Raw genomic sequence first — 13,442 nt, 5'->3', positions numbered from 1 at the left:
TGCGGTGGGACAGGATCCCCCGAAACCGGCTAGAGTGACGAAAGGATTACTTCGCAAGCAGAGATTCGTTGATGACCGAAGACACTCAGCCGACGCCGGGCGAGGAGCCGAGCCCCCGTGTTCCGATCCGGATCGAGGAGGCGCTCGCGGCGGCGGCCATCGCGGCGATGGGCCTGATCACCTTCGCGAACGTGCTGACCCGCTACCTGACCAACATCTCGCTGGCCTTCACCGAGGAATACGCCATCGTCCTGATGGTGGTGATGACCCTGCTGGGCACCTCGGTCGCCGTGGTCCGCAACCACCACATCCGCATCACCTATTTCATGGACCGGCTGTCACCCGCCATGCGCCGCAAGGCGGAGCTGTTCGCGCTCGTGGTGACCATGCTGGTCTTCCTCGGGCTGGCCGGCTTCGGCTCGCTCCTGGTGTGGGACGAATACCGGTTCGAGGAAACCTCGCCGGGGCTCGGCGTGCCGCAATGGATCTACACGATCTGGCTGCCGGTGCTCTCCGCCGTCATCGTGGCGCGCGCGGCGGGCCGCTTCCTGCGTGTGATGCGGGGGCGGGAATCATGATCACGGCGCTGCTGTTTGGAGGGTTCTTCGCACTGTTGGTTGCCGGAATCCCCATCGGGATGGCGCTCGGGCTGGCCGGGGCCGTGGTGATCGGCGTCGCCGGACTCGGCATCATGTCGCTGCCGACCACGGTCTACACCGGCATGGCGAAGTATCCGCTGCTGGCCATCCCGATGTTCGTGTTGACCGGCCTGATCTTCGAGCGCTCCGGCGTGGCGGAGCGGCTGGTGACCTTCGCGCTGGCGGTGATCGGCAAGCGGCGCGGCGCGCTGCCGGCGGTCGCCATCATCGTCGCCATGTTCATGGGCGGCATCTCCGGCTCCGGCCCGGCGACCTCGGCCGCCGTCGGCGCGGTGATGACCGCGGCGATGCTGCGGGAAGGCTACCCGCGAGCCTTCACCGCCAGCGTCATCGGCGCCGCGGCGGCGACCGACATCCTGATCCCGCCCTCCATCGCCTTCATCATCTACAGCGTGATGGTGCCGCAGGCCTCGGTGCCGGCGCTGTTCGCCGCCGGGATGATCCCCGGCATCCTCGCCGGCCTGGCTCTGCTGGTTCCCGCCGTCTGGATGTCGCGCCACCACGGATTCGGCGAGGTGGCGAAGGAGGGCGAGGCACGCCCGTCGATCTGGCAGGCCTTCAAGGACGCGATCTGGGGGCTGATGGCCCCGGTCCTGATCCTGGGCGGCATGCGCGCCGGGCTGTTCACCCCGACCGAGGCGGCGGTGGTCGCCGCCGTCTACGGCCTGTTCGTCGGTTTCGTCATCTACCGGACGCTGACCCTGCGCGATCTCTACAAGGTGCTGGTGGAATCGGCGGAGCTGTCGGCGATCATCCTGATCGTCGTCTCGCTGGCCGGCGTGTTCGCCTGGGCCACCGGGACGCTCGGCGTCATCGACCCGATCGCCAAGGGCATCGTCGAGCTGGGCATCGGCCAGTATGGGGTAATGGCGCTGTTGATCGCCGCGCTGGTGGTGATCGGCATGTTCCTGGACGGCGTCTCGACCTTCCTGATCCTGCTGCCGATCCTGGTGCCGATCGCCAATCATTTCCAATGGGACTTGGTCTGGTTCGGGGTGATCCTGACGATGAAGCTGGCCATCGGCCAGTTCTCGCCGCCGATGGCGGTCAATCTGATGGTGACCTGCAAGATCGCCGGCACCACGATGGAGGCGACGGTCCGCTGGGTCGGCTGGCTGATCGTCTCGATGTTCCTGGCCCTGGCGGCGGTGGTCGCCTTTCCGGGCTTGGCGCTCTGGCTGCCGAAGACCCTCGGGTATTGAAGGCGGGCTGGCGGGGAGTCCTCAGTGGGGCGCGGAGCCGACGCCCCGCTGCTGGGCGGCGTCGAGCAGGCTGACCAGCTCGCTCGACACCCACCAGCGGCATTTGCGGCGTTCCTCGGTCGAGACGGCGACGACGCGTTCGATCAGCCGGCTCTCGCCGGGGTCCAGTTCGCGGCCGTCGCGCAACGCGTGCTCGACGATGGCCAGCAGGGTCTTGTCGATGGCCGTGACCTCGATGGGATAGCCGGTCTCCTCCGCCAGCTCGCAGAGCCGGGCCATCGTCGGCAAGGCATCGTCGCGCCCGTAGGCGCCGGCCTGGCGGAACAGGCCGGCCAGATGCTCGCCGATCGCCGGCAGCCAGGGGTTGGAGGAGGCGGCGATACCGCGCCGTGCCAGACGCTGGTTGAACTGGTTGATGAAGCGGACCCGCTCGATCAGCGGTGCCGGCGAGGCCGACGCGTTGAGCGTCAGCAGGCGGTGGCTGAGCACAGGCACCACCTCGCCCTCGACCAGCGCGGTGACGCGCCCGAGCGCCGTCGAGACCGCCGGCCAGCTCCGGCCGCCGCGCTCGATGCCGAATCCCTGGAGCGCGTCGTACCAGCGGAAGGCGCGCTCCAGCAGCCGCTCCGCCGATTCCCCCGCGGTGAGCTGCGGCGGTGCGGCGCGCCCGAGATGGAGATCCTCCAGCTTCTGCCGCAGGGCCTGCCAGGAGAATTGCAGATGGCCGACCGCCGCCTCGACCAGGGGCGAGTTGGGGAACAGGCCGTAGAGGGCAAGCGCCTGGTCGGGGTCGCGCGTGTTGTTCACCAGGGTCAGCGCGTAGAGCAGGCCGCCGTCGGGGGTTCCTGCCCGTTCGGTCATGCCGGAGGCGGCGTGCAGGGCGCCGACGGTGTCGCGTGGCCGGGCCACGCCCTTCCACAGGGGGGCGTGCTCCAGCATGGAATCCAGCATCGCCAGATCGGCCATCGACAACGGCGGCACGCCGGAAAGCCCACGCTTGCGCAGCAGCGTCGCGCGCTCCGTGTTGGCGGAGGTCAGCAGCATCGCCGCCCCGCCGCGCTGGCGCAGCACGGCCAGCGAGCGGCCGCGCAGTTCCTCGGCCCAATGAGCGGCGGCGGGGGAGGCGAGGACGACGTCGAGCGGATGTTCGCTGGCCCGCTGGGCGATGTCGGTCTGCACCTGTCCGGCCAGCTCGCGCAGATGCGGCAGCAGCGCGAACCACCAGGCACCGGCGTCGGCGACGTGCAGGCAGCCGGGCGGCCGCATCTCCGCCAGCATCAGCGCGTCGGTGCGCAGCATCACGGGATCGAACCAGCCGGTCCAGATGCGCCGGGCGTGTTCCGTGCGGGGGCCGTTCAACATGGCGACGATGAGGCGTCCGACCTCGATCGTCATCTGGTCGTTTTCCAGATGACCGGCGCGCACCAGTTCGAAGAGCTTGGACTTCTGCGACCGGTCGAGCGGCGCCAGAATCGCCTTCACCTTGTCCAGACTGTCCAGCGCGGCGTCCGGAGCGGGATTTTGCATGAGAACGCTGCTGTTGGGGCGGCCCGCCATGGCTTCCACTGGCGCTGGTAGATGCCCGGCATTTTAATTAGAAGCAAGTGATACTGCTACTGATATATGGTGACACATTCTGTCGGTATGAGACAGGACGGCACCGCGCAATCCCGGCATTGCAGCAACCGCACACCCACGTATGACAGAATCCGGCGAGCCTGTCGTGAAACGCATTGCAACGAATTTCATCAAATGCTTAATAAATTTATTTCATTTAATCGCCAAATCGTATCTTCACAGTTCGGGCGGGTGGCCGCATTATCCACACAGGCAACGCGTCAATCAGCGAGGCGCTCCATGATTCCCCGGCCCGCTCCCCTTCCTGCCCCCAGGTTGCTTCCGGCCATGACCGACATCGATCCGCGCAAGGCCGACGCCGCCGTCGATGCCTTCGTCGCCCGCCTGTCGTCGGGCGCCGGCCTGTCCGACGGTGATCGCGCGGTGGCCTACGAGGCGGCGCTCAAGCATCTGATGGGCCATCTGATCGAGCGGGAGGGCTGGCTGGCCGAGGAGTTCTCGGGCCTCGCCCGGTCGCTCGGCGCCTATTGAGCCCGACGCGGCCTCGGCTCCATCCCTGACTGACATCATGGTCCATTTGCCGGCCGCCCGTCCCTCGTCGGACGGGCGGCCGGCGTCGTTTTGGCAGGACCCTTGCCCAATCCCCCCTGCCCAGCGGGCGGGGGGCAAGGAATCAACCTTCAGATCAACGCTCGTTGAAGCTGTCGGACAGGGCGAAGTAGATCGGCTTCAGCAGATACTCCAGCAGCGACCGCTCGCCGGTGGTCATCTCGACCTGCGCCGTCATGCCGGGCAGGACCGGATGCTGCGCCTCGTCATGGCCGACATAGTTGCGGCTCAGGCCGATGACCGCCTTGTAGTAGGGGCGGTGCTGCTCGTCCAGGAAGGTCGAGGCGGAGATCCGGCGCAGCGTGCCGGGGATCGAACCGTAGCGCGCGAAGTCGTAGGTCAGCACCTTCACCGTCGCCCCCAGCCCGACATGGAGCTGGCCGACGTCGCGCGGGGCGACGTGCGCCTCGACCGTCATCTCATGGTCGACCGGGACGATCTGCATCAGGACGCCGCCCTCCGGGACCACGGCGCCGACGGTGTTGATGCGCAGGTCCTGAACCAGCCCGCGCACCGGCGACAGCACCGTCAGGCGCTTGGAGCGGTCGTCCAGCTTGGCGCGCGCCTCGCGGAGCTGCGCGATCTCGGCGGTGACGGTGCCCATCTCGGTCACCGCGTCCTGCGACAGCTTGGCCGACTGGTCGAGGATGCGGTTGCCGGCCTCGGTGATCGCCTGCTGCGTGGTGATCAGCTGGCTCTCGATCCGCCGCTGCTCGCCCATCAGGCGCGACTGCTCGCGCTGGGTCTCCAGCGATTGCAGCTTGGATGACAGGCCCATCGATTCCAGCTTGTTGCGGATGTCGACCGAGCCGGTGATCAGCGCGATCTGGTCCTTGATGCTGGCGAGCTGGCCCTCGTAGAGCGCCAGCTCGGCCTCGCGCTGGGCGACCTGGGATTGCAGCACGGCGGTCGCGGTGTCGCGCGCCTGCCGCTGGGTGTCGAAGATCAGGCGCTGGTCGGCGACCTGGGTGGGGTCGGCCTTGGTGAACTGGGCGAAGTCCGGCTCGCGCCCGGCGGCGAAGGCGCGCAGCCGCTCGGCCCGCAGGTCGAGCGCCAGCAGGCGGACGTTCATCTGCTCCAGCTCGGCCTGGACCTGCTTGGGATCGAAGACGGCGAGCGGCTGCCCGGCCTCGACCAGATCGCTGTCCTTGACCAGGATGGAGGCGACGATGCCGCCCTCCAGATGCTGGACCACCTGGGCGTTGCCCGACGGCACCACCTGACCGGGAGTGACGACGGCCTCCTTGACCGGCATCAGCGTGGCCCAGACCAGCAGGGCGACCATCAGCAGGACCAGCACGAGGATGGTGGCGCGGACCAGCGACAGGGTCGCGTCGTCGGCGCTGAGCGATTTGCCGGTGGGGCGGGCGAGGTCGGAAGCGGCCATGGACGATCACACGGAAAGCAGGAGGGCGAAAGCGGAAAGGCGGAGACGGGCGGATCAGTGGGGACGGGTCTGCGGTGTCGACGTCGAAGCCAGCCCGACCGGGCGGTTCAGCGCGGCCCCGCCGAGCAGCGCTCCGACGATGCCGTTGGCGGTGGCGTTTCCGCCGGGGCCGCCGGGACGCGGGCCGGGCAGGCCGCCGGCCGGGCTGGCCGGGGCGATCATGCCGGCGTCCATGGTCAGCACCGTGTCGGCCAGGGTCAGGTGGCTTGGCCGGTGGGTGACCAGGAAGATGGTGCTGTGCCCGCGCAAAGCGCTCAGCGCGGCGTGGAGCGCCTTGTCACCCTCGAAATCCAGCCGGCTGGCCGGCTCGTCGAGCAGCAGGATCTTCGGCCGGCGGATGTAGGCGCGGGCCAGGCAGATCTTCTGCGACAGGCTGGGCGACAGGCGGATCGACTGGTTGTCGCCGATGCGGGTCTCGAGCCCGTTCGACAGCGCCTCGACCTCGTCCAGCGCGCCGGCCAGCGACAGCGCCCAGCGCAACTCGGCGTCGTCGGCGGTCTGGTCGGCGAAGCGCAGATTCTGCGCCACCGTGCCGTAGAAGAGGGTGGTGGCCTGCGGCACGTAGCCGACCGACTTGCGCAGGTCGATCGGGTCCATCTGCCGGATGTCGACGCCGTCCATCCGCACGTTGCCCGCCTGCGGCGGATACAGTCCGAGCATGACCTTCAGCAGGGAGGATTTGCCGGCGCCGTCCGGCCCGACGATGGCGACGATCTGCCCCGGCTTGACCGAGAAGGACACGCCGACCAGCGCCGGGTCGGCGTCGTTGCGGTAGCGCAGCGACACGCGGGAGAAGGACACCTCGCCCTTCAACCGGCGCGGCGGCAGGGTGGCGCAGCGCGGCTCGCGCTCCGGCCGGATGCTCATCAGGCCGTTGATCTGGCGGGCATTGCCGCGCAGCTGCTCGATGCGCGGCAGCAGGGTGACGGCGGTTTGCAGCGGCACCATCACCCGCCACAGCAGCATCATCGAGGCCATCAGGGCGCCCGGCGTCATTGCGCCGTTGAACACCTGAATCGCCCCGACGCCGACGGTGGACAGACCGGCGACCGGCACCACCAGCCCGGCCAGCGACACATGGGTCGCCGACAGGTTGGCGGCGCTGTGGCCCGACCGCGCGGTCTTCGCCGACAGCCGGTCGTAGCGGTCGCGCCAGTGGGCCAGCCCGCCGATGGCGCGCAGCGCCGGCATCTTGGCGATCATCTCGACGAAGAATTCCTGCCGCTCGGTGTCGGCCCGCGCGGTGGAGCTGGTGCGGGCGCGCACCAGCGGGTGGACGGCGGCGCCGATACCGGCGGTGATCAGCACGGCGGCCAGCGGCACCAGCGCCAGCGGCCCGCCCAGCACGGCCATGACGATCAGGTAAAACAGGGCGAAGGGCACGTCGAACAGGGCGGCGACCTGCCCCTGGCTGATGAAGTCCCGGATCGATTCCAGATCCTTCACGCGGGCGATCTGGGTGCCGATGTTGGCGCGCTCGCTCATGCCGACCGGCAGCATCAGGATGCGCTCGATGGTGGCGTTGCTGATCGAGCGGGCGATGCGCGATCCGGCGTGGGCCAGCGCGCGGCCACGGATCTGGCGGAGCGCGAAATCGCCGCCGATCACCAGGACGGCGCCAACCGCGATGGTGACCAGCGTGTCGATCGATCCGGTGGTCACCACCTTGTCGTAGATCGCCATGGTGAAGAGCGGGGCGGCGATGGACAGCAGGTTGATGACGGCGCTGAGGCCCAGCACCGCCCACAGCAGCGGCAGGAAGCCCTGCGCCACCGTGCTGACCCAGTTCTGCGCCCCGGCGCCGGCCGCCGTGGTTTCCAGAGGGGTGAAGACGTAGGCTGTGCCCCGGCCGGCGGTCAGCGTGACGGTGTCGCGCGTCTTGCCGCTGAAGGCCTTGACGCCGTCGCCGCCGTCGTCGAGCGACAGCAGCGTGTGGACCGCGCCGTCGCGCCCCTGGAACAGGCAGGGCAGCAGGGCGGGGTCGAGCCGCGAGAGATCGACGCGGAGGCTCCGTCCCTCGAAATGCAGGCGTTGCAGGACGTCGCACAGCTCCTCGACGGTCTGCACCTCGGAGAAGTGAGGCAGCGCCTCGGCCAGCGCCTGCGGCGCGCCGCGCCAGCCCAGCCCGTCGAGCAGCGGGATCATGCAGGCGCCGACCGCCGAGGCTTCCGACAGGCGCCGCCGCAGGACGTCCTCGTCGTTGTGCGCCGCCTTGATCGGGTCGGCCTTGGCCGTGGCGGCGCTGTCGGCGGCGGGGGTGCTGGACACCAGCACCGGCTGCGAGGCGGCGCCGTCGGACCCCGGCTCGGGCCGGCTGATCACGCGGCCGCCGACGATCTGCACCACCCGGTCGGCCAGCGACAGCAGGGAGGGGCGGCTGGTGACCAGCAGGATGGTGACGCTGCCGCGCAGTTCGTCCAGGGCGCGGCGGAACACCGTGTCGGATTCGACGTCGAGCGAGGAGTTCGGCTCGTCGAGCAGAAGCACAGCCGGCTCGCGGACCAGGGCGCGGGCCAGACAGATCATCTGGCGGGCGCCGCGCGGCAGCGATTCCTGCGAGGCGTCGCCGACGATGGTCTCGTAGCCCTGCGGCAGGCTGGCGATGCGGCGGTCCAGCCCGAAGCGGCGGCAGACCTCCATTGCCAGATCGGCCCGGCCCGGGTCGAACAGGGTCAGGTTCTGCAGGATGGTGCCTTTGAACAGCTCGGGGTTCTCGCCGACATAGACGACCCCGCCGATGCCGGTCATCGCGTCGCTTGCGGTGTCCGATCCGGCGCCGCGCACCCCGACCCGCACGCTGCCGTCGGTCGGGCGCAGCGCGCCCAGGATCAGCCGCAGCAGCGTCGTCTTGCCCGACGCGTTGGTCGCCACCACGCCGAGGAACTCGCCGGGGCCGACGCTGAGCGACAGGTCGCCGAGGATCTCCGGCCCGCGCTCGTAGGCGAAGCGGACCTTGTCCATTTCGATGGAGCCGGCGGCCAGCGGCTGGCCGACCGCATCGGAGTCGGCCTTTCCGGCGGCCTTCGCCGGTTCGTCGTCCAGGGCGCCGCCGTCGGATCCGACCTCCAGCAGCACATGACCGATCCGGCGCAGCGCCAGCGACACCGACTGGTAGCGCACCCAGCGGTCGAACAGCGCCTGCACCGGCTGCACGCAGCGCCCAGCCAGCATCGAGCAGGCGGTCAGCACGCCGGTCGTCATCGCCCCGTCGATCACCGACACGCTGCCGACGATGACCACCAGCATCATGGTCGCCTGCGCCAGGGTCGTGGCGATGACCGAGGCGGTTCCGCTCAGCCGGGCGACATTGAAATCCTCCTCGCTGCACCCCTGTTGCAGGCGCTCGTGCCGGCGCAGCAGGCCGGCTTCGGCGCCCAGCCCCTTGACGGTGTGGACGCCGCCCAGAACCTCGCTGATGAAGTTCAGGCGCCGTTCCTCCAGCGTGTGGCGGCTTTCCAGCGCCCGGCGCATCCGCTTGCCGAGGACGGCGCCGAGGATCAGGAACAGTCCCAGCACCACCAGCGGAATCGCCACAAGCCAGCCGGCCAGAAGCGCGATCAGCCCCAGATAGAGAATGGCGAAGGGAATATCGATGGCCGATTGCAGCGCTTGGCCCGAATAGAACTCGCGCACCATCTTGATGGCGCGATAGACCTCGAAATGGGTGCCGATGCCCTGGTGGGAGAAGGCGTTCAGCGGCATGCGCATCAGCCGGTCGATCAGCGAGGCGCTCGACTGGTGCTCGATCCGCGCGCCCATCCAGGTGGTCAGCGCCGAGCGCGCGACCCGCAGGATCGCCTCCATCACCGCCGCGACGCCGCAACCGATGCCGAGAAGCAGCATGGTGCCGTACGACTCGTTGGGCAGGATGCGGTCGTAGACGTGCAACAGTGTGACCGGCAGCGCCAAACCGGAAAGGTTGAGCGCGAAGGAGGCCAGCACCAGCATGACCCGGTCGCGCCGCGGACCCAGCATGCCGGACAGCAGCCGGCGGGCCGCCTTCTCGGCGGCTTGGTCACGGTCGGCTCCGGCCTTGGCGGACGGGGCGTTGCGGGCGGAAGGCAGGGAAGCGGGCTGCAAGAGACCAAACCTGTGCGCAGGGTATCGAGACAGCTAATCAACAGCATAATTGCTAGTGATAGGTAAATCCGCGAATAGCAACAAATGGCAACGGGCCATTTTGCTCGCCCATGCGTGCGGGTGGCGGCGGGTGGCGCCGCCAGTCCCGGCGGCTTGCTTTTCAGCGGTTTTGTTAAGCGCACAATCGGCGATCGCAGCCGTTGAAAATAAATTAGTATCTATACGTGTGAGTTTGTGCCTGTTGAATTTCATCACAGGAAGATTCTTATCACAAGCAACTCAAAGAGCTAGAAAGGAGGCTCGTGCAGAATCCCCAGGCGCGGTGCGCCTCTGTTGTCGTGGAGCGGTCCGATGGCTGAGCAAGCGGTTCAGGGAAACAACGCGGCGGTCGATGATCGCCAGATCCTGGACGATCTGACTCTTCTGCAGCAGGTCGACGGCTCCCGCCTCGGCGGCGTGATCCACGAAACCAGCACCGTCGAACTGGAACGGCCCGACGACACGCTCGGCTATGTGCAGACCGAGTACCGGGGAGCCGAGGATCTGATGATCGGCGGCGGCGCGCAGACCGGCAGCGTCGCCGGTGGCTCGACCGCCGTGGCGGCCGATCAGGCGACGACCGCGCAGTTGCTCGACGGTGACCTGTTCCGCTCGGACGGAACGCGCGGTTCCGGCACGGGCGGCCCCGACGGCTCCGGCCTGTTCGGGGAGGAAAGCCGCGAGGCGGCCGCAGCCGGCACGGATCCGGTCGATGTCCTGTGGTCGGCGCGCACGACGACGGTCTACACGGAGCTGGACGCCCTCTCCGGCGATTCCGAGGCGCAGGCGACGGCCTCCCAGACCGCGGGGACGGCTTCCCTCGCGGACACCCCGACCCCTGCCGCCGTGCCGGGCGAGGCGGCTCCCGTCGCTGTCGCCGCAATCGACACCGAGCCCGCTGCCGCACCACCGCCGGCCGTTTCGGACGCGCCGACCCTGACGGTGGGGGGTGTCGCCGGTGACGAGGACACCGCCATCGCGCTGAACATCCTCGCCGCCCTGACCGACGCCGGCGAGGTCCTGACCGTCACCCTGTCCGGCATTCCGGCCGGCGCGGTGCTGCGCGACGGCTCCGGCACCCCCCTGGCGGTGGTCGACGGGGCGATCGTCCTGACCGCCGCGCAGCTCGCCGGTCTGACCGTCACGCCGCCGCCCAACAGCGGCGAGAACTTCACCCTGACCGTGACGGCGACCAGCACCGATGGCACCGCCGCCCCGGCCAGCGTGACCGCCACACTGCCGATCACCGTCAATCCGGTGTCGGACACGCCCACCCTGGCGGTGCAGGCCGCTGGCGGCAACGAGGACACCGCCATCGCGCTCACGATCAGTCCGGCGCTGACCGACACCGACGGGTCGGAAACGCTGACGATCACGATCAGCGGGATCCCGACCGGCGCCGTCCTGACCAACGCGGCCGGCGACACGCTGACGATCAGCAACGGTTCGATCACGCTGACGCCGGAACAGCTCGCCGGGTTGGCGATCACGCCGCCGTTGAACAGCGACGCCGACTTCACCTTGACCGTGACGGCGACCAGCCGCGACGGCTCGGCCGCTCCCGCCAGCACCAGCGCGCCGCTCGTCGTCAGCGTCAACCCGGTGTCGGACACGCCCACCCTGGCGGTGCAGGCCGCCGGCGGCAACGAGGACAGCGCCATTCCGCTGTCCATCGACCCGGCGCTGACCGACACCGACGGGTCGGAGGCGTTGACCATCACCCTGTCGGGCATTCCGGAGGGGGCCGTCCTCAGCAACGCCGGGGGTGTGCTGACGGTGGTCAACGGCACGATCACGCTGACGCCGGAGCAGCTCGCCGGGCTGGCGATCACGCCGCCGCTGAACAGCGACGCCGACTTCACCCTGACCGTGACGGCGACCAGCACCGACGGCACCGCCGCTCCGGCCAGCGTGACCTCCACCCTGCCGGTCACCGTTAATCCGGTGTCCGACATGCCGACGCTGGCGGTGCAGGCCGCCGGTGGCGACGAGGACACGGCGATCGCGCTGACGATCAACCCGGCGCTGACCGACACCGACGGGTCGGAGACGCTGACGATCACGATCAGCGGCATTCCGGCCGGCGCCAGCCTGCGCAACAGCGCCGGCGAGACGCTGACGATCAGCAACGGCACGATCACGCTGACGCCGGGCCAGCTCGCCGGGTTGGCGATCACGCCGCCGGCCAACAGCGACGTCGACTTCACCCTGACCGTCACGGCGACGGCGAAGGACGGCGTGGCCGAGGCGGTCAGCACCAGCGCCCCGCTGCTCGTCACCGTCAACCCGGTGTCCGACACGCCGGTCCTGACCGCGCCCGCCGCCGTCGGTGACGAGGACACCCCGATTCCGCTCGCCATCAGAGCCGTGCAACCGGACGCCGACGGGTCCGAGGCGCTGTCCTTCACGATCAGCGGCATTCCGGCCGGCGCCGTCCTGACCAACGGGGCCGGCGACACGCTGACCATCGTCAACGGCGCCATCACGCTGACGCCGGGCCAGCTCGCCGGTCTGGCGATCACGCCCCCGCGCGACAGCGACGCCGACTTCACCTTGACGGTCACCGCGACATCGAAGGACGGCGACGCCGCTCCCGCCAGCACCAGCACGCCTCTGCTCGTCACCGTCAACCCGGTGTCCGACGCGCCGACCCTGAGCGTGCAGGACGCGACCGGCGCCCAGAACGCCGTCATCCCGCTGACGATCGACCCGGCGCTGACCGACACCGACGGGTCGGAGACGCTGACGATCACCATCAGCGGCATTCCGGCCGGCGCCAGCCTGCACAACGGTGCCGGCGATACGCTGACGATCAGCAACGGCACGATCACGCTGACGCCGGAGCAGCTCGCCGGGCTGACGATCACCCCGCCCTGGAACAGCGACGACGACTTCACCCTGACCGTCACCGCGACGTCGAAGGACGGCGTGGCCGAGGTGGCGACCACCGTCGCCCCGCTGCTGGTCACCGTCACTCCCGTCACCGACACGCCGACGCTGAGCGTCTCGTCGGCGACGGGCGATGAGGACACGGCGATTGCCCTGGCGATCAATCCGGCGCTGACCGACACCGACGGGTCGGAGACGCTGACGATCACCATCAGTGGGATCCCCTCCGGCGCCAGCCTGAGCAACACGGCGGGCGACACGCTGACGATCAGCAACGGCGCGATCACGCTGACGCCCGGCCAGTTGGCCGGCCTGAAGATCACGCCGCCGGAGAACAGCGACGTCGACTTCACGCTGACGGTGACGGCAACGGCCAAGGACGGTGTGGCCGACGCGGTGTCAGTGAGCGAACCGCTGCTGGTCGTGGTCAATCCGGTGACCGACACGCCGACGCTGACCGTGCAGCCGGCAAGTGGCGACGAGGACACGGCGATCGCGCTGAACATCGCCTCCGCCCTGACCGACACCGACGGCTCGGAGACGCTGACGATCACCATCAGTGGGATCCCCTCCGGCGCCAGACTGAGCAACACGGCGGGTGATACGCTGACGATCGGCAACGGCACGATCACCTTGACGCCCGATCAGCTGGCCGGCCTGAAGATCACACCGCCGGAGAACAGCGACGTCGACTTCACGCTGACGGTGACGGCAACGGCCAAGGACGGTGTGGCCGACGCGGTATCGGTGGACCGGAGCCTGCTGGTGGTGGTCAACCCGGTGTCGGACACGCCGACGCTGAGCGTGCAGGGGGCGAGCGGCGACGAGGACACGGCGATTGCGCTGACGATCAATCCGGCGCTGACCGACACCGACGGGTCGGAGACGCTGAGCGTGCGGATCAGCGGCATCCCGAGCGGGGCGACGCTGACGAACGCG

Annotated in this window: 7 protein-coding genes; 4 read left to right on the top strand and 3 right to left on the bottom strand. The window is 69.3% G+C overall.

The window, feature by feature from the left end:
* Positions 1-71: 71 nt before the first annotated feature.
* Positions 72-578 (top strand): TRAP transporter small permease, encoded by a 507-nt coding sequence (locus J2847_RS22105; protein ID WP_209781000.1) that lies wholly within the window; start codon positions 72-74, stop codon positions 576-578.
* Positions 575-1,861 (top strand): TRAP transporter large permease, encoded by a 1,287-nt coding sequence (locus tag J2847_RS22100; protein ID WP_209780999.1) that lies wholly within the window; start codon positions 575-577, stop codon positions 1,859-1,861. Before J2847_RS22105 ends, J2847_RS22100 begins: the two co-directional genes overlap by 4 nt.
* 21 nt (positions 1,862-1,882) lie before the next feature.
* On the opposite strand, the gene J2847_RS22095 is transcribed toward J2847_RS22100, so the two are convergent.
* The gene (locus J2847_RS22095; protein WP_233474706.1) at positions 1,883-3,388 is read right to left on the bottom strand and encodes a hypothetical protein; all 1,506 of its coding nucleotides are present in this window, start codon (positions 3,386-3,388) and stop codon (positions 1,883-1,885) included.
* Between the two features lie 378 nt (positions 3,389-3,766).
* Between J2847_RS22095 and J2847_RS22090 the strand changes: the two genes are divergently transcribed.
* Positions 3,767-3,970: a hypothetical protein gene (locus tag J2847_RS22090; RefSeq protein WP_209780997.1), complete on the top strand. Its 204-nt coding sequence runs from the start codon at positions 3,767-3,769 to the stop codon at positions 3,968-3,970.
* Positions 3,971-4,124: 154 nt separating this feature from the next.
* On the opposite strand, the gene J2847_RS22085 is transcribed toward J2847_RS22090, so the two are convergent.
* On the bottom strand, positions 4,125-5,435 hold the full coding sequence (locus J2847_RS22085) for an HlyD family type I secretion periplasmic adaptor subunit (protein WP_209780996.1): 1,311 nt from the start codon (positions 5,433-5,435) through the stop codon (positions 4,125-4,127).
* Between the two features lie 54 nt (positions 5,436-5,489).
* Positions 5,490-9,575, bottom strand: coding sequence for a peptidase domain-containing ABC transporter (locus J2847_RS22080; protein WP_233474705.1), 4,086 nt, complete (start codon positions 9,573-9,575; stop codon positions 5,490-5,492).
* A 351-nt stretch (positions 9,576-9,926) separates the two neighbouring features.
* Here J2847_RS22080 and J2847_RS22075 point away from each other — a divergent pair.
* Positions 9,927-13,442: beta strand repeat-containing protein (locus tag J2847_RS22075; protein WP_411800643.1), on the top strand; the 3,516-nt coding region annotated here is incomplete at its 3' end.

Origin of the sequence: Azospirillum agricola, from assembly GCF_017876095.1 — a bacterium.
In the GTDB taxonomy this organism is placed as follows: domain Bacteria; phylum Pseudomonadota; class Alphaproteobacteria; order Azospirillales; family Azospirillaceae; genus Azospirillum; species Azospirillum agricola.
The sequence above is the reverse complement of the archived record's forward strand: the minus strand, read 5'-3'. Positions and strand labels throughout refer to the sequence as shown.